Raw genomic sequence first — 25114 nt, forward strand, 5'->3', positions numbered from 1 at the left:
ACATAGCGTGCGCCGCCCACTGCTCCCTAGAAACAGAGCGTCGACAGTGCCCCGCTGCCCGCTCGTCGTTAACATTGATCCACTCTTGGATGGAAGAGGTTGCATCCGCGGTCAAGCAACGTTTGGAGGCATCCCCGTGTTCCCGAGAGGGAGCGTGCCATGCCGGCCACGGTCGCGGCGGTGTCTGGCATCTGACGATACAGCGCAGATCGCAGGCAAGCGCCCGCGCCCCGCCGCGGGGTATAATCGCGCCATGGAAATCCGCCGCCGCCGTATGGGGTTCATGATCGCCGCGCTTGCCACCGGGCTCGTGTCCTGGTGGGGCCTGGCTCCCGCTGCGCAGGAGGCCGCCGGGCCTGCAGACGCGCCGAGCCGCGAAGCGATCTGGCGCTCTATCTTTGCGCGCCCGGCCGGGCTCCCGGAGCCTGTGGATCCGGCGAAGGCCGCGCTCGGCCGCGACCTGTTCCATGATACCCGCCTCTCGGGCAGCGCCACCGCCTCGTGTGCCAGCTGCCACGATGCGGGCCGCGCCTTTACCGATGGGCGAGCCACCGCCGTCGGTCCGGGTGGCGCAACGCTCTCCCGCAACGCCCCGACGCTGTACAATCTGGCCTGGGCGACATCGTTCTTCTGGGACGGCCGCGCTCAAAGCCTCGCCGAGCAGGCGCGCTTTCCGATCCTCGAGCCCGACGAGCTGGCAGGCGATTTCCCGACCATCATCCGCCGCCTGTCTGCGGACGCCGCCCTGCCGGCACGCTTCAAGGCGGCGTTTCCCGGCAGCGACGCCATCACCGAGGAGGCTGTCCTGGAAGCGCTCGCCGCCTACGAGCGCACGCTCGTCTCGCCACCGACGCGCTTCGATCGCTGGGTCGAAGGCGACGACACGGCATTGAGCGACGAGGAGAAACGAGGCTTCGACATCTTTGTCGGCAAGGGCGGATGTGTCTCCTGCCACGGCGGCTGGCGCTTCACCGACGACGCGTTTCACGATGTCGGCCTGCCCGGAAAAGACATTGGGCGCGGCGCGCTGACGGCGGACGGAAAAGGCCTTCCGGAATTCAGGACGCCATCGCTGCGCGAGGTCGCTCGCACGGCGCCCTACATGCACGACGGATCGCTGGCCACGCTGAAGGACGTAGTGGATCACTACGCGGGTGGACTCGTTGTCCGCCCGTCGCTCGCTCCGACTTTGGTCCGCGACCTTTCGCTTTCAGAAGCGGAAAAGGCCGCTCTTATTGGCTTTTTGAAAACCATATCGAGCGAGCAGAAAAGCAACACTGCACATGGGACAACTCGCCCCATGATTGAAAAATGAGCTGACGAAAAGCCTTATCACGGTCTCGTGAGGAAGGAAAAAACGTTTATTTTCAGACTTTTTTCTCGGATTTCGCGGATTTTGAGATTGGTGCACAAACGCCGCAGCTCAAGATATCGGCAATACTTTGCACATGATTGCTTCTTGTGGGCGAACTGATTCGAGGTCACCATCCTAGTCAATAAGAAAAAAAGAAAAGGGACGACACGCCCCAAGGGCTCATGAAACCGCTCGGAAGCGGGTAGCTCGAAGACTTGGGGTATACAAATGCTGGAGCTCGTCGTCTCTGTCTGCCTTCTGGAAGATCATTCACGTTGCAAGGACGTCTCGCTGACCTACTTGGCCGAGAGCGTCACGCCGATGCAGTGCATGATGATGAGTCCGGCGGAAATCGCCAAGTGGACTGAAAGCCATCCGAAATGGTTCGCGAAAAAGTGGTCGTGCCGTCCTGCTGGCCGTTACGCGAAGATCTGACATTGGCGTTTTCTGCCGTTGGCAGACAAAAGCCCCATTGGCCTGCTGACGATCGCGTGTAGCGCTGCACGCTTTCCAAGAACCACGGTGTTGGCAAAAATCGCGTAAGCGTAAAAAGGCTCATTCGTCGCAATTGCCGAACGCCCTTTGGCAGCGGCGCGTCTCGTTACTCCACCGAGCCGTAATTAAGCCCGAGTTAGCCACGGACATTGGCACCGCTCGACGGTCGAGCCGGTTGCGAGGCACAGTCCTGCGGTCTCTCTCATAGACCCGCGGACAGTCTCATGCGCTTCGTATTGTCACTATTGCTGTTGCTGGTCGCCGCGCCTCTTGGGCCAAGCGCGTTGAGCGCCGGCACCCCTGCCATCGAGTCACCCGCCAAAGGCACGGACCTACGCAAGCAGCTGCTCGACGCGGCCCGCGCTGTGTTCGAGAGGGAGCTTGGCGCACCGGTCGAGTTCGTGGTCACGACGCTCAACGTCATCGACGGCTGGGGCAACGTGAAGCCGCAGCGCCCGGGCGGCGCGCCGATCGATTGGCGGCGCACGAAGTTCGCCGACGCTTTCAAAGACGGCATATTCGAAGCGGAGATCAGCCTGTTCCTGCTGCAGAAGACGACGGACGGCTGGCAGCTCGTCGAGTACGCCATCGGCCCGACGGACGTCGCATGGCTGCCGTGGCGCGAGCAGCGCACTTTGCCCTACGAGCTGTTCGGCGCCTCGCCGGGGGACTTTACGGAGTAGTCCGAGGTGGACACTCCACCGGCAACCGAGGTTCGCCAGCGGTCCTTACCTGTTCGTCAGCTTGAGCTCGATGCGCCGGTTGCGTCGCAGGCTCCCCTCGTCGACGCCCCGCTCGAGTGGCTGGAACTCGCCGTGTCCGGCCGCGACGAGATGCTCGGCCGGCACACCGCGCGAGACGAGATATTTGACGACCGACACGGCGCGCGCCGTTGACAGCTCCCAGTTGGAGGGGAACTGCGAGCTTGCGATGGGCCGGATGTCGGTATGACCGTCGACCTGCAGCGCCCAGTTGATCTCGGGCGGGATTGTCCGCACCAGATCCGAGATCGCGATCGCGAGCTGGTCCATGGCGGCGAGGCCTTCCGGCGTCAGCGTCGCCGAGCCGGATGGGAACAGCACCTCGGATTCGAACACGAAGCGGTCGCCCACCACGCGGATGTCCTTGCGATCTTTGAGAAGCTCACGCAGCCGCCCGAAGAAGTCCGAGCGGTAGCGCTGCAGCTCCTGCACCTGCCGCGCAAGCGCCGCGTTGAGCCGCGCGCCGAGATCCTTGATGCGGTCCTGGCTGTCCTTGTCCTTTCGCTCGGAAGCTTCGAGCGCTTCGTTCAGCGCCGCGAGCTGGCGGCGTAGCGCCAGCATCTGCTGGTTCAGCAAGTCGACCTTGGCCAGCGCCTCGTTGGAGATGTTCTTCTGCGCCTCGAGGTCTGTTTCGAGCGATTGGATTCGCCCCTGCGCCGCCTTGGCCTTCTCGTCGCCGCTGAGCGCGAAGCCGGAGAGCTTATCTTTTTCCTGCTTCAGATCCGCCAGCGTCGCCTGCAGCGACGCGAGATCGTCCTCGGCCGTGCGCGACTTGCCCTTCTCGAGCGACAAGAGGTTGGTCAACTCCGCGATCTGCCGGTTGAGCCTTGCAAGCGCCGTATCCTTGCCGCTCGCCTCCTGCGTCGCGAAGTATTGCGAGAGCATGAAGATCGACATCAGGAAGGTGACGACCAGCAGCAGCGTGCTGAGCACGTCCACGTAGGCCGGCCAGAAATCTCCGTACTCGCCGCCGCGCCGCGAGCGCCCGCGCGCCATGCTAGTGCTCCAATTCCGAAGTTCGCCGAAGTTCGCGTCCAGGGGCGGTAGCGAACTTCGGAATCATCAGGAGCACTAGTTTTGGCGACTTTCTAGTGTGATGATCGAGAAATTCGTCACCGGCTGCTGTGAAGTTCAGAGCGAATTTCTCGATCATCACACTAGCCCCTCTTGATCATGCTTTGCGCGAGATCGCGCAGCACGTTGGTCACTTCCGTCTGCTGCGCGGCCTGCTCGTCGACCCACTCGCGGACGACCTTCTGCTCCTTGCGCATCTGTGTGACGAGCTGGTTCACGCCGCGCGCCAGGTCGCGCACGGGTTCGTCCGGAGCGCCACCGACGCGTGATCCAAAGCCGCTACCGTCCTTGAGACGCGCTGAGAGATCGTCCACGGCGCGCTGCATTTCGTAGACCGCCGCAAGCAGCTGCCGGCTCGCCTGCTCGGTGGCGCTCGAGGCGCCGGGTGTCAGCTCCGTGATGCCCGACAGCCATTCCTCGAGTTCGTTGTAGAAGCGGTTCTGCGCATGGCTTGCCTGCAGCTCGAGGAAGCCGATGATCAGCGACCCTGAAAGACCGAGCAGCGAGGACGAGAACGCCGTACCCATGCCCTTGAGCGGAGCGGCGAGGCCCGCTTTGAGCTCGTCGAACACCGCGACCGTCTCGCCCGACGTGTCGAGCGCGCTGATGGCGCCACCGACCGAGGTGATGGTTTCGAGCAAGCCCCAGAACGTGCCGAGCAGACCGAGGAACACGAGCAGCCCGACCATGTAGCGCCCCGTGTCGCGCGCTTCGTCGAGGCGCGAGGAGATGCTGTCCATGATCGTCCGCATCGAGACCGTGGATAGCGACAGCGCACCGGTGCGATCCCGCAGCATCGTGGCCATCGGCGCCAGCAGCACGGGCTGATGCGAACCCGCGAGCCCGGGATCGGAAATGCGGAACGCGTTGACGAAGCGGATCTCGGGGTAGAGCCGGATCACCTGCCGGAAGGAATAGATGATGCCAATGAACAGGACGCCGATGATGAGCCCGTTGAGACCCGGGTTGGTCATGATCGCGATCATGAGCTGCTCGTGCAGGATCGCGGTTAGAAAGGCGACCAGCGTCAGGAACACGAGCATGCGCACCAGGAACAACCCGGGCGGCGTCAGCGATTTATGCACCGAGCCAGAGCTAACATCGGGTCGCTTGCGTGCCATTCAAAGTCTCCGGCCATGCACTGGATGTCATCCGACGCGAGAAGATCGCCGGGAATACGGGATCGTGCGTCAGAGGCCCCCGAACATAACCGAACCCAATGACACCCGAAACGGGCAACATCGTGCCGCGGGTTGGCGGATCCTGGCAACAATACGACACGCGCCAAACCCAGAAAAGCGTCGCGCGCGCAGAGGTTCAGATGAGATCCTTGATGACGGTCCGGAGCTGCGGTGCCAAATCCTCCCGATCAAGAGCATAGGCAACATTTGCTGCCAGGAACCCGATCTTCGATCCGCAGTCGTAGATGGTGCCGTCGAAGCGCACCGCATGGAACGGGTGCTGCGGGTTCTTGCTGAGGGCGATCATGGCGTCGGTGAGCTGGATTTCTCCGCCGGCGCCGGCCTCCTGGCGCTCGAGCAACGGGAAGATTTCCGGTTCGAGCACATAGCGCCCCGTAATGTGCAGGTTAGAGGGGGCCGTGCCCTTCGGCGGCTTCTCGACCATGCCCGTGATGCGGCTGACCTTGGACTGTGCATCTTCGACGCCCACGATGCCGTACTGGTGGGTTTGGTCCTCGGGCACCGGCGAAACCGCGATCAGATTGCCGCCCGTCTGTTCATAAGCGTCGACCATTTCCGCAAGGCACGAGGTCTTGCCGTGGTGGAGCATGTCCGGAAGCAGCAGCGCGAACGGCTCGTTGCCGACGATATCGCGCGCGCACCACACCGCGTGCCCGAGTCCGAGCGGCGCCTGCTGGCGCGTGAAGCTCGTCTGCCCCGCTGCCGGCAGTTCGGCCAGCAGAGCCTCGAGTTCCTTGGTCTTCTTCTTGGCCGAAAGCGTCGCCTCAAGCTCGAATTGGTGGTCGAAATGGTCCTCGATGCAACCTTTGTTGCGGCCCGTTACGAACACGAAATGTTCGATGCCGGCGGCCTTCGCCTCGTTGACCACGTGCTGGATGGCGGGTTTGTCCACGATCGTGAGCATTTCTTTGGGCACCGCCTTGGTGGCGGGCAGGAAGCGGGTTCCGAGGCCGGCCACAGGCAGCACGGCTTTGCAAATGCGCTTTGATTTGGTCATCAGGGCACCGGGAATTTACGGAAGGGATGGGGGCGGCCGCTGGCAAGCCGCAGGAGGGGTGGAAGGAATACCACTATATTCCGATGTTACGGACGCGGCGAGCCCGGATGGGCGTTAGCCAGCCTCGGCACAATGTCCTTGGTGGCGAACGGTTCCCGGGGTGCGTCGTTGAGGCCGGCAGCCGCAAAAATGCCCTGAATCGCCTCCACGGGGGAGGGCCCGGGCCCCGCCAAGGGTCAGACAGGCAACCCGAGACCGCGCAGGATGTTGAGTTTGCGATGAGCCTTGTTCCGGATATTCGGCTCGAGCCGCGTCGCGCCCGCCGCGTGCGTGGTCTCGCCCTTCCACTAGCGCTCCTGCTTGCGCTGTCGCTTTCGCTCGTGCCGCTACCCGCTGCAGCCGATGCCAAGCTCGACGCATGGCTCGAGGCGCTTTGGCCGGAAGCTCAGGCGGCCGGCGTCTCGCGCACGACCTTCGACGCAGCCTTCAAGGGCTTCAAGCCGGACCTGAAACTGCCGGACCTGGAAATCCCTGGTCGGCCATCCAACGATGCGCGGGGCCAGGCCGAGTTCACGCGCCCGCCCGCCGAGTACCTGGACCGCGCCTACCTTTTGCGGCTCGCGGCGACCGGGCGCGAGTTGCTCGCCAAGCACAAGACGACGCTCGAGAAGATCGAGCGCGAGCTTGGCGTCGATCGCTATTCCGTGCTCGCCATCTGGGGTCGCGAGACGGCCTTCGGTCACCACAAGCTGCCCCATGACGCCATCGAGGTCGTCGCCACGCAGGCCTATCTCGGCCGGCGCAAGGACATGTTCCGCGCCGAGCTGATTGCTGCGCTGCGGATGCTCGAGTCCGGCATTCCCCGGTCGCGCATGCGTTCGTCCTGGGCCGGCGCCATGGGCCTCACGCAGTTCATGCCGAGCGAGTTTTTCGTACATGCCCACGATCTCGACGGTGACGGCAAAGCCGACATTTGGACGTCCGTCCCCGACGCGCTGGCATCGGCTGCAAGCCAGCTGAAGGGCAAGGGCTGGGTCGCGGGGCAGACCTGGGGCTACGAGGTCAAGCTGACGCGCGAAGCAGATTGCGCCCACGAGGGCCCGCTGCAGGCCCGCACCATTGCCGAGTGGGCCAAGCTCGGCCTGAGACGCGCCAACGGCAAGCCGTGGACCGAGAAGCAGCTGGCGCTCGAGGCCTACATGATGAGCCCGGCCGGCGGCTACGGCCCGTCGTTCCTCGTACTCGAGAACTACAAGGTGATCCGCCGCTACAACATGTCGGATCTCTACGCGGTGTTTGTCGGCAACTTGGCGGACCGCATTGCGGGGGGCGGTGATTTCATCACGCCGTGGGGCGGCACAGGCCCGCAAAAAACGCGCAACATCGAGGAAATCCAGACCCGTTTGACGGCGCTCGGCTATAATGTCGAAAAGGTCGACGGCAAGGTCGGCTCCAACACGCGCAATGTCATTGGCCTCTACGAGCGGGCTAACAACTTGAAGGTTGACTGTTGGCCCTCCGATGCCGTTCTTGATCACATGCGAAGATCTGCTTCGCGGTAGCAGCCGGACTTCAGGGTCGATCAGGTTCGACCTCCGCAAGCCGGATAGATGAGCCGGATTGGCATGCTGGCGCGCCTCACGCTTTCGCTCGTCGCACTGTTCGCGGCCCTCGCGGTCGCGACGGGGCAGGCTGCGGCGCAGGACGATCCCGGCGGCACCAGCTTCATCACGCCATTCCCACCGAACGACACCTACAACGTCGTCATTATCGGTGACGACCTGGCCGAGGGATTGCTCGCAGGCGCGCGCGAGATCTTCCAGAAAGACGCACGCGTGATCATTCGCCCGATGCCGCTGTCGATCGGCGGGCTCATGCGGCGTGACTATGACCAGAAGCTCGTCGAGATCGAGGAGGACCTGAAGTCCAATCCCGCCCAGATCGCCATCCTGATGATGGGCGCCTGGGACCGCGTCTCGGTGCGCGACTCCGCAAACGGAAAGCGGCTGATGGTCGGCACGGAAGGCTGGCGCCGCGAGTACGCGGCGCGTAGCGACCGTTTGCTCAAGATGCTGAGGCGCCGCAACGCCGCCACCTATTGGATCGGCTTGCCTGGCGTGCGCCGCTACGACGCCAACGAGGACGTGCAGATGATGAACAACATCCTGCGCGAGCGTGTCTATCTGAATGGCGCCAAGTACGTCGACACCTACGCCGCGTTCGCCGACGAGAACGGCGGCTGGAGCCGCTATGGCCCCGACGTCACTGGCAAGATCCGCCTCCTGCGCGCGGGCGACGGCGTATATTTCACGTGGGAGGGCAACCGCAAGCTCGCCTACTTCGTCGACCGCGAGCTGCGACGCGATCTCACGCAGGCGCGGGCGGATCGTTCTATCCCGCTCGACGGCGACGACAGCGAGCAGGCCAAGATCAATCCGGATCGCGTCAAGCTGACGGACCCAACTGCCGGTTCCGCCGACTCGCAGCGCACCCCGGAGGCAAGTACAGCGCGTATCCGCAAGGCGGAAGCAAGCGGGCCTGGGGACCAGAAGGCCGACAACAGCAGAATAAATCTGCGCATCGTGAGCGAGAACGGACGCCAGGAGGTGGTCCCCCTCGATATCGTGCGGCCCGCGATTCCCGCGTCCGTCGTCGCGCTTGTGACCCGCCGGGAAAGCCCAGATCGGCCGTCGCAGCTGGGAGAGGCGGTCCTCGATCAGATCCCGGGCGGGCTGACGGTTATGAGCACTGTCTCGCTCGCGACGGCAGCCGGGCAGGCTGGCGGGCGCCGCCGCCTGTCGCCATCGCAGTCGCCGTACTTCCGGGTGTTGTTCAAGGGCGAGCGCCTGCCGCCCAAGCCGGGCCGCGCCGATGATGCTTCGTGGCCGCGTCCGGCGCCGCCGCCCGAGGCGGCCTATCTCGACGCCGATCCGCTAGAGACTGGGGCGATGCAGGAGCAGGACGCGACCGCGAGCAAGCAGGCCCCCGCACCGCGCCGCAGATCCCGCGAGTAAGCCGGACCGAGCTTCGCTCACGCATGCTTCAGGTTGTTCGGAAGCGATCTTCAGTCGCTTCCGAACGAGAAACGGCAATGCCTTTTCCGTCCTGTGAGTCTCAGGCGACGTCGCCGATCCGGCTCGGACGGCGCCGGCCACGCTCGGCGCGCGCAGCGCCATTCATTTTTTCGACCAAGTCGTCGAGCCGCCGGTCGGCCGCGTCGAACGCGTCGCGCAACGCGATCTTGAGATCCTCCTGCGCCTGCCCAACTGCCGATTCATGCGTCACGATCAGCGGCGCGGCGCCCGGGATGCCGATATCAATCTTGATCTCGTAGGTCTTGCCTTTGTGGGAGTGCTTGTGCGGCGCAGCCACCACCACGCGGCAGTGGGTCATGCGCTCGAAGTGCTTCTCGAGCTTGGCAGCTCGCTCCGCAATCTTGGCTTCGATAACCGGGCTCTTGTCGAGGCCCTTGAACGAGATTTCGAGCGGAGTGTTCATGTGTGCTCCCTGCTGGTTGGTCGCTGAGTGCCCCTTTAAGAAGCTGGGCACCGTCGCGCTTCAGATCAAGAGTACTGACGGGCCCCGCTAAGGCCCTGATCGAAGTCAAAGGGATACGATCCTAACATAGCGTTAGGCAGGGAAGAGGCATCAAATAGGCGAATGCGGACATGAAAAAGCCAGCGGCTGTTTGGCCGCTGGCTGGTATCGAGTTGTAAATCTTATCGAGCGCGAAAGTTATCGCGGCAGCGTGGTCTTACCCATCAGGAACTTGTCGATGGACGCGGCCGCCTGACGCCCTTCGCGGATCGCCCACACCACGAGCGACTGCCCACGCCGCACGTCACCAGCGGCGAACAGCTTGCCACCGCCTGGCAGGCGGTAGTCCTTCTCGTTGGCGTCGAGGCCTTTGAAACGCCCGCGCGCCACCGGCTCGAGGTCGAGACCCGTGAGCACGCCACCGTCCTTCGGTCCGGAGAAGCCCATGGCAAACAGAACGAGATCAGCGTCCAGCGTCGCGTCCGAGCCGGGCACCGGCTGCAGCTTCTGATCGACGTGCACGTAGTTGAGCTTCTTGACCTTGCCGCCCTCGCCCGAGAAGCCCGTCGTCGACACAGAGAATTCGGTGACAGCGCCCTCGGCCTGAGACGTGGAGATGCGCAGCTTCAGCGGCCAGTTCGGCCACGACAGCGCCTTGTTCTCCTTGACCGGCGGCTTCGGCATGATCTCGAGCTGCGTCACCGACTTCGCGCCCTGACGGATCGACGTACCGATGCAGTCGGAGCCCGTGTCGCCACCGCCGATGACGATGACGTGTTTGCCCTTGGCCGAGATCTCCTTGGTGCCGGGAAGCTGCGGCTCGCCCGCGACGCGCCGGTTCTGCTGCGTCAGGAAATCCATCGCATAGTGGATGCCGTCGAGGTTGCGACCCGGCGAGGCCGCGAAGAAATCGAACGGGGACTCCGAGCCCATGGCGAGGAGCACGGCGTCGTATTGCTCTTCAAGGTCGGGCGCTGAAACGTCGCTGCCGACATTGACGTTGAGGTGGAAGACGACACCTTCGGCCTCCATCTGCTTCTGCCGGCGCGCGATGATTTCCTTCTCCATCTTGAAGTCGGGGATGCCATAGGTGAGCAGACCACCCGGCCGCGCATTCTTCTCGTAGACGTACACGTCATGGCCCGCGCGCGCGAGTTGCTGCGCGGCGGCGAGCCCTGCCGGCCCGGATCCGATGATCGCGACAGACTTGCCCGTCTTGACCTCTGCCGGCTGCGGCGTGACCCAGCCGTTCTCGAACGCGCGGTCCGCGATTGAGCACTCGATGGTTTTGATGGTCACCGGCACGTCGTCGATGTTGAGCGTGCAGGAGGCTTCGCACGGCGCCGGGCAGATGCGCCCCGTCACCTCGGGGAAGTTGTTGGTCGAGTGCAGGTTGTCGGCCGCCGTCTTCCAGTCGCCGCGATAGACGAGATCGTTCCAATCGGGGATCTGGTTGTTTACCGGGCACCCGTTGTGACAATAGGGAATGCCGCAGTCCATGCAGCGCGCGGCCTGCGTCTTCACCTCCGGCTCGGCCAGCGGCACCACGAACTCGTGCCAGTGCTTGATGCGCGTCTCGACCGGCTCGTACTTGCGGTCAGCGCGCTCAAACTCAAGAAATCCGGTCGGCTTTCCCATCGTCGCTTCTTCTCTCGATCGTTCCCTCTCCCCACTCTGAGTGGGAAGCGGATCAGGACACGCGCTTCGCGTCGGATCCGTTGCTGTCCTTCACCCCGATTTCTCCCCCGCGACCTGCGGGAGAGAAGATTAGGCCTGTACCCGCTCGGTCGCAGCTGCCGCGCGCGCCTTTGCGAGCTCGGTGAGCGCGCGACGGTACTCGAACGGCATGACCTTCTTGAACTTCGGCACATAGGCCGCCCAGTCGGCGAGGATTGTCTGCGCCTTGACCGAGTTGGTATAGTGCGCGTGCCGGACGATCAGCGTATGCAGACGCTCGAGATCCTGCTCGCGCATGTCGAGCATCAGCTCCGCGAGCTGCCGCGTCGCTTCGCCGTTGCCCTTGGCGAGCTTCTCGACCAGCGCCGCGTCCTGCGCCAGAACTTCGATCTCCACCATCTCCTTGTTGAGACGGCTCTCGAGCTCGCCGCTCTCGTCGAGCACGTAGGCCACGCCACCCGACATACCGGCGGCGAAGTTCCGCCCCGTGGGACCGAGCACGACGACGCAGCCACCGGTCATGTACTCGCAGCCGTGGTCACCCGTGCCCTCGACCACCGCATAGGCACCGGAGTTGCGCACGGCGAAGCGCTCGCCGGCAACGCCGCGGAAATAGCACTCGCCGGTGATGGCGCCATAAAGCACCGTGTTACCGACGATGATGCTTTCCTCAGGCACGATGCTCGACGTCGGGTCGGGCCGCACGATGATCTTGCCGCCGGACAGCCCCTTGCCGACATAGTCGTTGCCCTCGCCGACGAGATCGAGCGTGAGGCCGCGCGCGGCCCAGGCGCCGAAGCTCTGCCCGGCCGTGCCTTTGAAGGTCAGCCAGATCGTGTCCTCGGGCAGGCCGGAGTGGCCATAGCGCTTGGCGATTTGACCGGAGAGCATGGTGCCGGCCGTGCGGTCCGTGTTCTTGATTCCGAACTCGGCATTGACCGGCTTCTTGGAGTCGAGCGCCGGCAGCGCAGCCTTGATCAACTGGTTGTCGAGCACCTTCTCGAGACCATGGTCCTGCGTCTCGCAATGGTAGATCGCGACGTCCTTCGGCGCGTGCGGCTTGTGGAACACCTTCGAGAAGTCGAGGCCGCGCGCCTTCCAGTGGTCGATGGCGCGGTCCTTGTTGAGCCAATCGGTCTGGCCGATCATCTGGTCGAAGCGATGGTAGCCCATTGCCGCCATCAGCTCGCGCACCTCCTCGGCGACAAAGAAGAAGTAGTTGACCACATGCTCAGGCTGGCCCGTGAAACGCGCGCGCAGCACGGGGTCCTGCGTCGCCACGCCGACCGGGCAGGTGTTGAGATGGCACTTGCGCATCATGATGCAGCCGGCGGCGATCAAGGGCGCCGTCGAGAAGCCGAACTCGTCCGCGCCGAGCAGCGCGCCGACGATCACGTCGCGGCCCGTGCGCAGACCGCCGTCCACCTGCACGGCGATGCGGCCGCGCAGCCGGTTGATGACCAGCGTCTGATGCGTCTCGGCGAGGCCGATCTCCCACGGGCTGCCCGCGTGCTTGAGCGAGGTCAGCGGCGAGGCGCCGGTGCCGCCCTCGAACCCCGAGATGGTCACGTGATCGGCGCGAGCCTTTGCGACGCCGGCGGCAACCGTGCCGACACCGACCTCGGAGACGAGCTTTACCGACACCTGTCCGTCGGGGTTCGTGTTCTTGAGATCGAAGATGAGCTGCGCCAGGTCCTCGATCGAATAGATGTCATGGTGCGGCGGCGGCGAGATGAGGCCTACGCCCGGTGTCGAGTGGCGCACCTTGGCGATGGTCGCGTCCACCTTGTGGCCGGGCAGCTGGCCGCCCTCGCCGGGTTTCGCGCCCTGCGCCATCTTGATCTGCATCATGTCCGAGTTGACGAGATACTCGGTGGTGACTCCGAAGCGGCCGGAGGCGATCTGCTTGATTGCCGAGCGCATGGAGTCGCCGTTTGGCAGCGGCTTGAAGCGGTCGGTCTCCTCGCCGCCCTCGCCCGTGTTCGACTTGCCGCCGATGCGGTTCATGGCGATGGCCAGCGTCGTGTGGGCCTCACGCGAGATCGAGCCGAAGCTCATGGCGCCGGTGGCGAAGCGCTTCACGATCTCGGAGGCGGGTTCCACTTCCTCGACCGGTATCGGTTTCCGCCCCATGCTTTCGGCGGAACGGACGCGAAACAGGCCACGCATGGTGAGCAGTTGCTCGGACTGCGCATCGATCGCTTTGGAGAAGTCGCGATATTTTTGCGGGATGCGGCCCGCCATGGCGTCTCCGGGCTCGGTTGAGCGCACGGCATGCTGCAGGTCCGCGACCACGCTTGGGCGCCAGACATGCGCTTCACCGCGCACGCGATAGGCGTACTCGCCGCCGACATCGAGCGCATTGGCGAGCACCGGCGCATTGCCGAAGGCGCTCGTATGACGCTCGCACGTCTCGCGCGCGATCTCGCGCAGCCCGACGCCCTCGACCGAGGTGTGCGTGCCCGTGAAGTACTTGCGCACGAACGGCGTCCTGAGCCCCACGGCGTCGAAGATCTGCGCTCCGCAGTACGACTGGTAGGTCGAAATGCCCATCTTGGCCATGACCTTGAGCAGCGCCTTGCCGATGGCCTTGATGTACTTTTTCTTGACGTCCTCCGGCGTGAGGTCCTGGCCGAGTTCCGGCGCCATCTTGGCCAGCGTGTCGAAGGCGATATAGGGGTTGATCGCCTCGGCGCCGTAGCCGGCCAGCGTGCAGAACTGATGCACCTCGTGCGCCTCGCCCGTCTCCACGACCAGGCCCACTGACGTTCTGAGACCCTGCCGGATCAGGTGATGGTGCACGGCGCTGGTCGCGAGCAGCGACGGGATCGGAATCCGGTCCGGACCGGCCAGCCGATCGGAGAGGATGATGATGTTGTAGCCGTGCGAGCGCACGGCCTCCTCCGCTTCGGCGCAGATGACGTCAACGGCCGGCGCCATGCCCGACGGGCCCTGGTCCACGGGATAGGTGATGTCGATCGTGATCGAGGAGAAGTGGTTGTCCTTGACCTCGCCGATCTGGCGGATGCGCTCGAGATCCTCGTTGGTGAGGATCGGCTGGTGGACCTCGAGCCGCTTGACCTTCGACGTGCCTTCGAGATCGAGGATGTTCGGCCGCGGTCCGATGAACGAGACGAGGCTCATCACCAACTCTTCGCGGATGGAGTCGATCGGCGGGTTGGTGACCTGCGCGAAGTTCTGCTTGAAGTAGGTGTGCAGGAGCTTGGGCTTCGACGACAGCGCCGAGATCGGCGAGTCGTTGCCCATGGAGCCGATAGCTTCCTCGCCCCTGGCACCCATCGGCGACATCAGAAGCTTGAGGCTCTCCTGCGTGTAGCCGAACGTCTGCTGCAGATCGAGCAGCGACACGTTGCTGCGACGCGTCTCGGTCTTCTTGGTCGAGAGCGGCAGGTCCGAGACCATGATCTGCGTGCGCTTCACCCAGCTCTCGTACGGATGCAGGGCGGAAAGCTCCGCCTTGAGCTCGTCATCCGAGATGATGCAGCCCTTCTCGAGGTCGATCAGCAGCATCTTGCCGGGCTGGAGGCGCCACTTCTTGACGATGTCGGCCTCGGGCACGGTGATCACGCCCGCTTCCGAGCTCATGATGACCATGCCGTCCTTGGTCACGATGTAGCGCGCCGGCCTCAAGCCGTTGCGGTCGAGCGTGGCGCCGATCTGGCGTCCGTCGGTGAACGCCATGGCCGCCGGGCCGTCCCACGGCTCCATGAGGCAGGCGTGATACTCGTAGAAGGCGCGCCGCTTGGCATCCATCTGCGGATTGCCGGCCCACGCCTCGGGGATCAGCATCATGGCGGCGTGCGCCAGGCTATAGCCGCCCATGACCAGGAACTCGAGCGCGTTGTCGAAGCAGGCCGTGTCGGACTGGCCCTCGTACGAGATCGGCCACAGCTTGGCGATGTCGTCGCCGAACAGCGGCGAGGATACGGAAGCCTGACGAGCCGCCATCCAGTTCACGTTGCCGCGCAGCGTGTTGATCTCGCCGTTGTGGGCGACCATGCGGTAGGGGTGCGCGAGCTTCCACGACGGGAAGGTGTTCGTCGAGAAGCGCTGATGCACCAGCGCCATCGCCGAGACGACGCGCGGATCCGCGAGGTCCTTGTAGTACGCGCCGACTTGATAGGAGAGGAACATCCCCTTGTAGACGACGGTGCGGATGGAGAGGCTCACCGGATAATGCCCGATGTCGCGGCCGCGATAGGAGTTGTGAAGCGCGTTCGAGACGATCTTGCGCACGAGATAGAGTCGGCGTTCGAAATCCTTCTCGCTCATGCCCTCGGGCCGCTTGATGAAGATCTGCCGGTGCACAGGTTCGGTGGCCCGCACCAGGTCCGAGAGGCAGGAATTGTCGACCGGCACCGAGCGCCAGCCCAGAAGCTCGAGGTTCTCCTCGCGCAGGATGCGCTCCCACACGCTCTGACAGTGCGCATCGAGCCGCTCGTCGCGCGGCATGAACAGCGCGCCGACAGCATAGTGCAGCGCCTCCGGCAGCTTGAAGCCGAGCTTGGCGCACTCCTCCGAGAAGAACGCGTGCGGAATCTGGATCAGCATGCCCGCGCCGTCGCCGGCCAGCGGATCTGCGCCGACGGCGCCGCGGTGCTCGAGATTGCACAGCATCTTGAGCCCGTCCGCGATCACGCGGTGCGATTTCTCGCCCTTGAGATTGGCGATGAAGCCAACGCCGCACGCGTCACGCTCCTGGCTCGGATCGAAAAGACCCTGCGCTTCGGGGCGCTCATAGATGCCGGAAGAGGGCATGGCATTGGTCATGGACAGTGTCCTCGGATCGTCAAAGGCAAACCAGCATCGCTGCCGGGTTGGAGTGGCATCCGCTCAAGCCTTACGGATGCAACCTGTGTCTTGGTCTTGGATGTAATGGACGCCTGCGTCGGGCCGGAAAATGAACAAAGTCCGGCCGTTCAGGTCACTCCGTAATCCGGGGGGCAACCGCTCACGAGGCGTGACAGCTTTCCAACCACCGCAATTCAACTCCGAAAGCACGCGCGAGCGTGCGCCATCCGCGTCGCCCTGCGTGCCAGAAAACGTCTGCCGCGACCGTAGCGCGGCTGAAGACCGATCATAAAGGACAGCAATGCTGACCTTTCGAGGTGAATGTTGCAGATTTTGCCCTGCAACACAAGCGTGTTTCGAAGCTTAGAAGCAGAGTTGCGCGGAAGCATCAAAAAAAGGCGGCGGCAGGGAGCTGCCGCCGCCTCGAGCGAGCCAGAGGGGGAGAAGGCTCGGCTGCTGCGATTAGGACTGCGCCTCGAGTGTCCTGGGCTCGGCGCGGACACCGATCGGAATCGAACGCGGACGCATGCGCTCGGGCAGATTCCGTACAAGGTCGATGTTGAGCAGTCCGTCCTTAAGGTCGGCGCCCTTCACCTCCACGTGGTCGGCGAGCTGGAAGCGCCGTTCGAAGGAGCGCGCCGCGATGCCGCGATGCAGATAGCGCCGCTGCTCGCTCTCGCTGGACTCGGGCTTCTTCTCTCCGCGGATGGAAAGCGCGCTCTCCTTCACGTCCACCTTGATCTCGTCCGCGGTAAAGCCCGCCACCGCCATGGTGATGCGGTAGTCGTTCTCGCCGAGGCGCTCGATATTGTAGGGCGGGTAGGGAGCGTCGAAGTCGCCACCGGTCGCGCTGTCGAGAAGCTGAGCCAGACGGTCGAAGCCGACGGTCGAGCGGTAGAGGGGAGAGAGATCGAAATGTCGCATGACGGTAAGTCCTCCCTGATGAAGCGACTGATCGGGATCCGCCCGTGATGGGCCGGATCACTCACGTAAGCGCACCCGCATGAGGGCGTGCGCAGCTTTGATTTAGGAGCGGGCCACCAACGTTCAAGAGGTACGGCGACGTTATGCGAGATCCGTCAAAAGGCTGGCGCCAAGTTCCGCGTATCAAAGGCGAAAACCAAAAGCCTTCATCTGGCGTTCATATTCGGTGGCAGACAATTCAAGCCTTTCCCGAGCTGCCGCGACGAGTGCCCCGGACGGGCATGTCCGACTTATCCGGAGTGAGCCAATGAGAGCGTCAATCTCCACGGCCTGCCTGACCGCAGCCCTTGTCCTCGCCGCCGCGCTTCCTCTGTCGCGCGCCGCCTCCGCCGAGGATCTCTACGACGACGACTACGTCAATCCGTCCTACGACACCGCCTACGACGATCGATACCCGGACAATGGCGAGCCACGGCGCGCCGAACGCTACGACGAGCCCTATGACGATGGCGGTGAGACGCTTCCCGGCTCGGTCAAGGACGGTTACCCGGTTCCCGTGCCGCCGCCCGAGGCCAATGCGCCCCCCCCGCCGCCGCGTTACGCCGAGCGGCCGCCGGTTCGCGTGGAGCGCTATGAGGAAGCCTGCCTCGGTCGCTGGGAGATCCGCCGCGAGTTGCGCCGCGACGGCTGGCGGGATCTGCGTCCCGAGGGTGGCGATGGCAACATAGTGCACATGCGCGCACGCCGCGCCGGAACGGGCCACCCGTTCGATCTGCGCGTCGATCGCTGCTCGGGCGAGGTATTGGCAGCTCGCCCCTTCTACCGCGGCGTCGCCTATCGCGACTGGCGCTGGGTGAAATAGACGGGGCTCATCGGCAATCGGCGGCAGCAGCGCTTCACCGCCGATTGCCGCTCTTCTCATCATGTCGTGCTATTCTCCGACCTGATTTGCAAAGCGGGATCGGATCATGAAGCTGGTAGCGCTGGCCAAGAACCCGGTGCCGGGCGGCGCCGTGGCAGGCGAGCTTAAGACACCGGACGGCGCACAGCTGCGTTTCGTGCGCTGGGAGGCAACGCGCGGTCCGCGCCGCGGCACGGTCTGCCTGTTCGGTGGTCGCGGTGAATTCGTTGAGAAATACTTCGAGGTCGTGGCCGATCTGCGCCGCCGCGGCTTCGCCGTCGCCACAATGGACTGGCGCGGCCAGGGCGGCTCGTCGCGGCCGCTACGCAACCCCCGCAAGGGCCACGTCGGGTCCTTCGCCGAATACGATCGCGATCTCACCCTCTTCATGAAAGAGATTGTCCTGCCGGATTGTCCGCCGCCGTTCATGGCGCTCGGCCATTCGACGGGCGCTAACATCCTGCTGCGGAACGCGGCCCGGCCGGGTTCGTGGTTCGAGCGCATGATCCTCGTTTCGCCGATGATCGCCCTCGCCGATGAGCGCGTCGGCTATCCGCAGGCCCTGGCGCGCGCTTACGCCGAGGTCGGCTGCCTGCTTGGTTTCTCCAAGAGCTACATCCGGGGCGGATCGGATACCATCATCGAGCAGGGACCGTTCGATGGCAATCTGCTGACCACGGACCGCGAGCGCTGGAATCGCAACAAGGCCGTGCTCGACATGAACCCTGCGCTTGGGCTCGGCTCGCCGACCATCGGCTGGCTGCGCGCGGCTTATCGCTCGATGGCCCTCGTCGGAGCGGACGGATACGCCGCCTCCGTGCGCGTCCCGATGATGGTGTTCGTCGCCGGAAAGGATCAAATCGTCTCGTCGCGCGCCATTGAGGACTTCTCCGTCGGGCTCAAACTCGGCACGCACGTGCTGCTTCCCTCGGCCCGCCACGAAATCCTGCAGGAGGTCGACACGATCCGGTTGCGCTTCTGGGCCGCATTCGATGCCTACATGGGTCTCGACGAGGCCGCCGCCTAGCGTCGTTGCCGCGAGGTGCCTTTTCAGCGGTTGAGAAGTTTAAGCACTTTGTCGTGCAGCGCCGGATCGCCGGAGGCTACGATTTGCCCGCCGTTCGTCGCGGGCCGCCCGTCCCAGGTGGTGACGCGCCCGCCGGCGCGCTCGACGATCGGGATCAACGCTACGATATCGTAGGTCTTGAGACCGGCCTCGATGACGAGGTCGACGAAGCCGGACGCGAGCAGGCAGTAGGCGTAGCAATCGCCGCCGTAGCGCGTCATGCGCGTCTCGCGGCTCACGCGCTGGAAGCTGTCGAGCTCGGCGCTGGTCGTGAATAGGTCCGGGCTGGTCGTCATGACGATGGCGTCTTTGACGCGTGGGCAGGCACGCGTCTTCATGCGCCGCGCCTTGCCGTCCGCCTCGCGCCGGTAGGCCTGCGTCGCGCCCGACCAGAAGCGCTCTCCCGTGAACGGCTGATCCATGAGCCCGAGCACGGGTGCACCCTCGTGCAGCAGACCGATCAGCGTGCCCCAGAGCGGCATGCCGGTGATGAACGAGCGCGTGCCGTCGATGGGGTCCACGACCCATTGAAAGGCCGCATCGCTCCGTTCTGTGCCGTACTCCTCGCCGATGACGCCGTGGTCCGGGGCGCGGCCGCGAATCATTCGGGCTATGGCGCGCTCGGCCGCCTGATCGGCCTTTGTGACGGGATCGAACGCATCCGCGCCGGCCTTGTTGGCGACAGCGAGGGCGCGCCGGAATTGAGGTCTGATCACCGCTCCCGACTGATCGGCCAGATCGTGTGCCAGTACGAGGAGTTCTTTGTAGCGGGAGCGGGACGGGAAAGGCACGATTGTTGTCCAGAACTTAAGTTGCGGCAGGATGAAGCGATAAGAGCAGTCGGGGCAAGAGTAATTCGAATTACATTAGAGTTGAGTAGAAGTAATGTGTCGAAATATGCATGTTGCGTGTAAGCACCATATTCACTCTAAACACTGCTAAAAAAGGTGGCACGAGTTGCCGCCTGCCGCGAACAGGAGCATAAAAAATCTGCGGTTTCGCGGGACACGTCTTCGCCGCCGCAGCCCAATACGGGCGTTTCCTCCCTAGACCTGGGCCGTTCGCTCGCACGAACGGCCTCTTTTTGGCGTAAACGGCATCGCCGTGCGTCCGTCGGGAGAAATCCATCTTTCCGCTTGCCTTCCGCGTACGGCTCTTCCGCGGGGTTATGGCAGCTCTGCAGTTTTTGCACTTTCCTTTCGGAAATGCTCATCCGATATTTTGCAGTGCGACATCGCCAAGTATCCTTGGCCTGTTGCAGCCCTCCTTGGGCGTTTCCTCCCTAGACTTGGGCCGTCCGCACCTGGACGGCCCTTTTTTTGTTTGCGGGCGGTTGCGACCGTTTAACGCATGAAAACAAAGCCGAATTTCGTCCCCTTGAAATGGCGGTACGGATTTCTTTGCCGGCCAGGTAGCTGTGGCGCTTTGAGCGCGCTTGGCGCATTGCAACATTTCGTGACGCGGGAGGGCTTGCAGTTTGCGGCGCTGCAGCATAAATTAAATAGCGTGATCCCCTCGGGATCACGAGCCCTCCTTGGGCGTTTCCTCCCTAGACTTGGGCCGTCCATTTTGGACGGCTCTTTTTTTGGTCAATTGCCTGTCGATCGCAAGCGTTCTTTTATTCCGCGGCGTCACGCTTCGCGAGCAGTCCCGGCACCGTCGAAAGCATCATATTGACGATGCGGGTGATGTCGGTCTTGAGCCGTTCGAAACCGGGCGACGGAGTGAAGCGCTGCTCGTCGAGATAGAGCGCGCGGTTGATCTCGATCTGCAGCGCCTGTACGCCGCGGTAAGGCCGGCCGTAATGCTCGGTGATGTAGCCGCCGGCATAGGGCCTGTTGAGCTGCACGTCGTAGCCTTCGGCGGCGAGCGTGTCCCTGAGGAATCGTGTGAGCTCGGGGTCGCACGCCGCGCCGAAGCGGTCGCCAAGCACGAAGTCGGGACGCGGTCCGCTGCTTTGCGCCATTTGCGCAGACGGCATCGAATGGCAGTCGATCAGGATGGCATAGCCGAAGCGCGCCTTGGTCTCGGCGATCAGCGACTGCAGTGCCTCGTGGAATGGAAAATAGAGCTGCTCGATACGCGCCAGCGCTTCCTCGACGCAGAGCCGCTCGCGATAGATCTCTTCGCCATCGGCAACGATGCGCGCGACGGTACCAAGCCCGCCGATCACGCGCACGGATTGGCTGTTGGCATAATCGGGCAACGGGTCGGCGAAGAGCTCGGGGTCAAGCTCGTAAGGCTCGCGGTTGACGTCAAGGTAGGCGCGCGGGAAGCGCGCCGCGATCATCGGAACGCCAAGCTCTGCGGCCCCGCGAAACAGATCGTCGACGAAGCAGTCCTCGCTCTTGCGCAACGTCATCGGATCGAGGCGCGACTGCTCGAGAAACGCGCGCGGATAGACGCGGCCCGAATGCGGTGAGCACAACACGAAGGGCGCTTGCTGCACGCGCGGCGCGAGAATGGTGAACGGCGGCTTGAGCTCGGCGTTGAGCTTGAATTTCTGCGCTGTCATTGAAGGCTGGTCGACACGAAGGCTTCACCGTTGACGCTGTTGCCGAGGCGGAGCGGCAAAAGTAAAGGCGTGCCGCCATGAAACGCAGTGTGCCAACCTAGACAGCCGCTGTCCACGCAACCGGGGCGCATTTTCCCTCGCCCGACGTGGAAAATGCTCTAAGATCGGCTTTCGCTTGGTCTGGCCCGCCTCTTGCTGTGCATAAGAGGGCGTCGGCGTTTGGGGGTTGGGGATTTCACGCTCCGTTTACCAAACTCGCGTCAGATTTTTAGCACCCAGTGAGCTTACACCGTTAAGTCGACATTTCGAGTAAAAAATCCCATGACCGCGAAGCCTTCCCGTGTTCCCATGTGCCGAATTCTGCTGGCCGAGGACGACGACTCGATGCGGGGGTTTCTCGAGCGCGCGTTGGACAAGGCTGGCTACGAGGTGACGGCCTTCGCCAACGGCGAGGAAGCCTATGAGCGTCTGCAACAGGAGCCGTTCACGCTGCTTCTTACCGATATCGTGATGCCGCGCATGGACGGCATCGAGCTGGCGCGGCGCGCCGCCGAGATCGATCCTGAGCTCAAGATTATGTTCATCACCGGCTTCGCCGCAGTCATCCTGAACAACGAGACGACCGCGCCGAAGGATGCGCGTGTGCTTTCAAAGCCCTTCCATCTCAAGGATCTGGTGCGGGAGGTTCAGCGGCTGCTGGCGGCCTGAGGCACGCGCGCCGGAACCCCGTTCGGCGGGCCCTGAGAGACTATCCTGCGGCGCTTGGCGGCGTTCTGGTTTCCCCGCTTGCCTAGGCGAGACATTGCCAGTATACGGGGCGCTCCCGAATGACATTTTTGGCTCGGACGGGCACTTAGCTCAGCGGTAGAGCACTACCTTGACATGGTAGGGGTCAGAGGTTCGATCCCTCTAGTGCCCACCATCCGGTGGCCTTGCCCTTAATTTGGTCTAGAACGATGAAAGTAAGAAATTCGCTGAAGTCCCTGCGCGGTCGCCATCGCGACAATCGCCTCGTCCGCCGCAAGGGCCGCGTGTACGTGATCAACAAGACCCAGCGTCGCTTCAAGGCGCGCCAGGGCTGATCGGCGCTGCGCCTTGCGCGCGCTCGTAATCGCAGGGGGATATCCGCCCGGCGCCGTTCTTGGCGTTCGGGCGGATTTACTTGTCTGAATGCGCCGATCACGCGCCTTTGACGGCGCCGGCCGCGCCCCCTATCTTTTCTGCCATGACAAGATACCCGCTCTCGCGCCGTGCTGGCGCCCTTACGCTGATAGCGCTGACCACGGTGCTGCTGTTGCCCGCCGATGTTCGCAGCCAGACGCCACCTGAGGCCGCGCCTCCGGCACCGAAAGCCGTGCCACGTCCCGAAGGCCGCCCGGCGGAGAAGGCTCCCCCCGAGCAGCCGCCGGTTGTCCAGTCGCCTGAGCAGCACGCAAAGCTTCTCGACGAGCTTTATACACGCCTCGCGACCGCGCCCGACGAAACGACGGCCAATCAGATCGCGAACGCCATCGAGCAACTCTGGCAGCACTCCGGCAGCGCAACGGCGGATCTTCTCGTCGCCCGCGCCGTGGCGGCGGCGGAAGCCGAGAACCGCGCTCTGGCAATGAAGCTCCTCAACGCAGCGGTCGAGCTGCAACCCGACTTCACCGAAGCCTGGAGCCGTCGCGCGTATCTTTACTACATGGACAACGACTACAAGCGCGCGCTCGGTGACCTGCGTCGCGTGCTTGCGCTCGACCCGCGCCATTTCAAGGCGCTCGAAGGTCTCGGCAACCTTCTCCAGCAGCTCGGTGAGAAGAAAGCCGCGCTCGAAGCCTACGAGGCGGTACTCAAGGTGCACCCGCATTTGCCGGATGCCCGCAAGGCGCGCGACGATCTCAACGTTGAGATCGACGGCCAGGGGATTTAAGCGTCCGTCACTTGGGTACGACCAACCCTGCCAGGCGGAAGCAAGCTTCCGCCTGGCAGCGGGGGGAGGCGTCTAGGCTGCTTTTTTGCAGGACGCGCCGATACAAGCCACGTGGCGGTGATCGGTTCCGCAGCAGCCTCCGAGAACGCTGAGGTGCGGGAAGCGTTGGCGCAGCGCGCGGTACTGCCTGCCAAGCTCGTCAGGATTGCCAGCGTCGAGTTCGGTTGCCGCGTCGAGTTCGGCATGACTGCGCCGGGACGCGTTCGCGCGCAGACCCTTGAGACGCGAGATCCACGATCCACCCTGCGCCAGCGAGTTCTCGAAGTGTGTCGGGTGCGCGCAATTGATCATGTAGTACGTCGGTCCGCCGTTGGTTGCCGCATCGACAGCCTCGATCGCATGAGCGAGGGTTTCTCCAGTCGGCAGCATCCCGTCTGTCTCAAGCGTAAACGAGATCGCCACGGGTATGCTGAGAGATCGAGCCGCCCGCGCGATACCCACGGCTTCGTTGACGTTGGTAAGCGTATAAGCCGAGACCATGTCCGCGCCGCTTTCGGCGAACACACGGATCTGCTCGCGATGGTAGGCCTCGGCGTCGGCAGCGTCCATGACCTGTCCGGCGATATAGCCGTCGCCGCGCGGTCCGATGGCACCGCTGACGACCATGGGAAAGTCGCGCGTTTCATGGGCCGCCCTGAGCTCGGCCATCAGGGAGATGGCCTCGCGATTGCCGGCGGCGAGCGCCGCGGCTGAGTATCCGAGCTTGCGGCCCCAGTCCGGATTTGCACGCCAAGTCGGCGAGTCGAGCACGAAGCCGAAGCCATTGCGGCGCGCCGTTTCGATGTACGGCACGTAGTACCGTCGTAGCGTCTCCCGTCCCTCCTGGGTCCGTAGCAGATCGAACGCGGCGAAATGGGGCAGTTCGATACCTTCGTGATAGATCAGCGTTGTCTCGAGCCCCCCGTCGCTGAGAAAGATGCCGCCGCTGAGCTGGGGCAGCTGGTGCCGGTATTTCGTCATGACGCTAGCTCCAAAAAAGCTAAAAGGATGCGGTCTATTCAGCGTACCGCCGATGGCGGATTTGATACGTGGGCGGTGCAATTGCCGATAGCCGACCCGCGGTACAGTGACGTGGAATTTATTTTTATCTTCCAAGACAGTGCCTTAGCCTATATCTGCCGTGGACCGGGCCCCATCCATCGCGCTTGCGCTGTCGTGTCAACTCGACCAGCGGTACACTTGGCCATGCTGACCGAAGCACCGAAGAAGGGAGGGGATACGCGTGAGCGACTGCTTCAGCTCGCGGAGGCCGCGGTGCTGGAAAAGGGCTTTGGGGCCACCTCGATCGAAGAGCTGATCGCCGCGGCGGGCATCACCAAAAGCGGCTTCTTCTATCACTTCAAGGACAAGACCGAACTCGCGCGCGTCCTGCTTGAGCGCTACATCGCCCACGAGGAGGCGATTTTCGACGAGCTGTTCGCGCGCGCTGACGAGCTGAACGAGGATCCACTGCACGGCTTCCTCGTCGCGCTGCGCATGCTGGCCGAGATGATGGGCGATCTCCCCAATGGCCACCCCGGCTGCCTGGTCGCGGCATACTGTTATCAAGATCGTATGTTCGACCAGCACGTCCGCACACTGAACGCCGAGGCCGTGCTAAACTGGCGTCGGCGGTTCCGCGAACGGCTGGACCGCATTGCTGCCCGCTATCCGCCCCGCATCACCGTCGACCTCGACGATCTCGCGGACATGCTGTCCGCCGTTGCCGACGGCGGCATCATCCTTGTGAAGGTGTTGAAGGATAAGGACGCGCTACCGCGCCAGGTGATGCTGTACCGGGAGTTCGTTCGCGCGGTGTTTCTCGGCGCAGGCCCCGGTCCGTGAGAG

General features: G+C 63.8%; 21 protein-coding genes and 1 tRNA gene. 12 read left to right on the forward strand and 10 right to left on the reverse strand.

The window, feature by feature from the left end:
• Positions 1-253 precede the first annotated feature (253 nt).
• The 3 genes from CS1GBM3_RS18275 to CS1GBM3_RS18285 all read left to right on the forward strand — a co-directional run bounded on the left by CS1GBM3_RS18275 (position 254) and on the right by CS1GBM3_RS18285 (position 2532).
• Positions 254-1315: a cytochrome-c peroxidase gene (locus tag CS1GBM3_RS18275; RefSeq protein WP_072397059.1), complete on the forward strand. Its 1062-nt coding sequence runs from the start codon at positions 254-256 to the stop codon at positions 1313-1315.
• Between the two features lie 267 nt (positions 1316-1582).
• The gene (locus tag CS1GBM3_RS18280; protein ID WP_072397061.1) at positions 1583-1789 is read left to right on the forward strand and encodes a hypothetical protein; all 207 of its coding nucleotides are present in this window, start codon (positions 1583-1585) and stop codon (positions 1787-1789) included.
• Positions 1790-2073: 284 nt separating this feature from the next.
• On the forward strand, positions 2074-2532 hold the full coding sequence (locus CS1GBM3_RS18285; protein WP_072397063.1) for a hypothetical protein: 459 nt from the start codon (positions 2074-2076) through the stop codon (positions 2530-2532).
• A 45-nt stretch (positions 2533-2577) separates the two neighbouring features.
• Here CS1GBM3_RS18285 and CS1GBM3_RS18290 read toward each other — a convergent pair whose 3' ends face one another.
• The 3 genes from CS1GBM3_RS18290 to galU all read right to left on the reverse strand — a co-directional run bounded on the left by CS1GBM3_RS18290 (position 2578) and on the right by galU (position 5883).
• Entirely contained in the window at positions 2578-3606 is a 1029-nt protein-coding gene (locus CS1GBM3_RS18290) for a peptidoglycan -binding protein (protein ID WP_072397065.1), read from the reverse strand.
• Positions 3607-3767: 161 nt separating this feature from the next.
• Positions 3768-4805, reverse strand: a complete 1038-nt coding sequence (locus CS1GBM3_RS18295) for a flagellar motor protein MotA (RefSeq protein ID WP_072397067.1) — start codon at positions 4803-4805, stop codon at positions 3768-3770.
• A gap of 196 nt (positions 4806-5001) precedes the next feature.
• A complete protein-coding gene (galU, locus tag CS1GBM3_RS18300) occupies positions 5002-5883 on the reverse strand; it encodes a UTP--glucose-1-phosphate uridylyltransferase GalU (protein ID WP_072397069.1) in 882 nt (293 codons plus the stop codon).
• 278 nt (positions 5884-6161) lie between these two features.
• Between galU and CS1GBM3_RS18305 the strand changes: the two genes are divergently transcribed.
• The gene (locus CS1GBM3_RS18305; RefSeq protein ID WP_072397071.1) at positions 6162-7445 is read left to right on the forward strand and encodes a lytic murein transglycosylase; all 1284 of its coding nucleotides are present in this window, start codon (positions 6162-6164) and stop codon (positions 7443-7445) included.
• Between the two features lie 48 nt (positions 7446-7493).
• On the forward strand, positions 7494-8897 hold the full coding sequence (locus CS1GBM3_RS18310) for an SGNH/GDSL hydrolase family protein (protein WP_072397073.1): 1404 nt from the start codon (positions 7494-7496) through the stop codon (positions 8895-8897).
• Positions 8898-8997: 100 nt separating this feature from the next.
• Here CS1GBM3_RS18310 and CS1GBM3_RS18315 read toward each other — a convergent pair whose 3' ends face one another.
• The 4 genes from CS1GBM3_RS18315 to CS1GBM3_RS18330 form a co-directional block, all read right to left on the reverse strand.
• Complete coding sequence (locus tag CS1GBM3_RS18315) at positions 8998-9381, reverse strand: HPF/RaiA family ribosome-associated protein (protein WP_072397074.1); 384 nt, start codon at positions 9379-9381, stop codon at positions 8998-9000.
• Positions 9382-9618: 237 nt separating this feature from the next.
• Complete coding sequence (locus CS1GBM3_RS18320) at positions 9619-11058, reverse strand: glutamate synthase subunit beta (RefSeq protein WP_072397076.1); 1440 nt, start codon at positions 11056-11058, stop codon at positions 9619-9621.
• A 129-nt stretch (positions 11059-11187) separates the two neighbouring features.
• A complete protein-coding gene (gene gltB / locus CS1GBM3_RS18325) occupies positions 11188-15888 on the reverse strand; it encodes a glutamate synthase large subunit (protein ID WP_083567748.1) in 4701 nt (1566 codons plus the stop codon).
• Positions 15889-16371: 483 nt separating this feature from the next.
• Positions 16372-16833 carry an Hsp20 family protein gene (locus CS1GBM3_RS18330; protein ID WP_072397080.1) on the reverse strand — a complete coding sequence of 154 codons (462 nt, stop codon included), beginning with the start codon at positions 16831-16833 and terminating at the stop codon, positions 16372-16374.
• Between the two features lie 307 nt (positions 16834-17140).
• Between CS1GBM3_RS18330 and CS1GBM3_RS18335 the strand changes: the two genes are divergently transcribed.
• Complete coding sequence (locus CS1GBM3_RS18335) at positions 17141-17695, forward strand: hypothetical protein (protein WP_072397082.1); 555 nt, start codon at positions 17141-17143, stop codon at positions 17693-17695.
• Between the two features lie 106 nt (positions 17696-17801).
• The gene (locus CS1GBM3_RS18340; RefSeq protein ID WP_072397084.1) at positions 17802-18761 is read left to right on the forward strand and encodes an alpha/beta fold hydrolase; all 960 of its coding nucleotides are present in this window, start codon (positions 17802-17804) and stop codon (positions 18759-18761) included.
• A gap of 23 nt (positions 18762-18784) precedes the next feature.
• Here CS1GBM3_RS18340 and hisN read toward each other — a convergent pair whose 3' ends face one another.
• Positions 18785-19591 carry a histidinol-phosphatase gene (gene hisN / locus CS1GBM3_RS18345; protein WP_083567750.1) on the reverse strand — a complete coding sequence of 269 codons (807 nt, stop codon included), beginning with the start codon at positions 19589-19591 and terminating at the stop codon, positions 18785-18787.
• An 827-nt stretch (positions 19592-20418) separates the two neighbouring features.
• On the reverse strand, positions 20419-21315 hold the full coding sequence (locus CS1GBM3_RS18350) for an N-formylglutamate amidohydrolase (RefSeq protein ID WP_072397086.1): 897 nt from the start codon (positions 21313-21315) through the stop codon (positions 20419-20421).
• A 348-nt stretch (positions 21316-21663) separates the two neighbouring features.
• Here CS1GBM3_RS18350 and CS1GBM3_RS18355 point away from each other — a divergent pair, with 348 nt between their 5' ends.
• The 4 genes from CS1GBM3_RS18355 to CS1GBM3_RS18370 all read left to right on the forward strand — a co-directional run bounded on the left by CS1GBM3_RS18355 (position 21664) and on the right by CS1GBM3_RS18370 (position 23227).
• Positions 21664-22023, forward strand: a complete 360-nt coding sequence (locus CS1GBM3_RS18355) for a cell cycle two-component system response regulator CpdR (RefSeq protein WP_072397088.1) — start codon at positions 21664-21666, stop codon at positions 22021-22023.
• Positions 22024-22162: 139 nt separating this feature from the next.
• Positions 22163-22237: transfer RNA gene (locus CS1GBM3_RS18360), tRNA-Val, on the forward strand.
• Positions 22238-22271: 34 nt separating this feature from the next.
• Positions 22272-22397, forward strand: a complete 126-nt coding sequence (gene ykgO, locus CS1GBM3_RS18365; protein WP_055038661.1) for a type B 50S ribosomal protein L36 — start codon at positions 22272-22274, stop codon at positions 22395-22397.
• Between the two features lie 143 nt (positions 22398-22540).
• Positions 22541-23227, forward strand: a complete 687-nt coding sequence (locus CS1GBM3_RS18370; RefSeq protein ID WP_083567752.1) for a tetratricopeptide repeat protein — start codon at positions 22541-22543, stop codon at positions 23225-23227.
• 72 nt (positions 23228-23299) lie between these two features.
• Here the strand turns inward: CS1GBM3_RS18370 and CS1GBM3_RS18375 are convergent, their stop codons facing one another.
• Complete coding sequence (locus tag CS1GBM3_RS18375) at positions 23300-24247, reverse strand: homocysteine S-methyltransferase family protein (protein ID WP_072397089.1); 948 nt, start codon at positions 24245-24247, stop codon at positions 23300-23302.
• A 225-nt stretch (positions 24248-24472) separates the two neighbouring features.
• Here CS1GBM3_RS18375 and CS1GBM3_RS18380 point away from each other — a divergent pair, with 225 nt between their 5' ends.
• Positions 24473-25111, forward strand: a complete 639-nt coding sequence (locus tag CS1GBM3_RS18380) for a TetR/AcrR family transcriptional regulator (protein ID WP_072397090.1) — start codon at positions 24473-24475, stop codon at positions 25109-25111.
• Positions 25112-25114 lie beyond the last annotated feature (3 nt).

Source organism: Hyphomicrobium sp. CS1GBMeth3 (assembly GCF_900117455.1).
Taxonomy (GTDB): Bacteria; Pseudomonadota; Alphaproteobacteria; order Rhizobiales; family Hyphomicrobiaceae; genus Hyphomicrobium_C.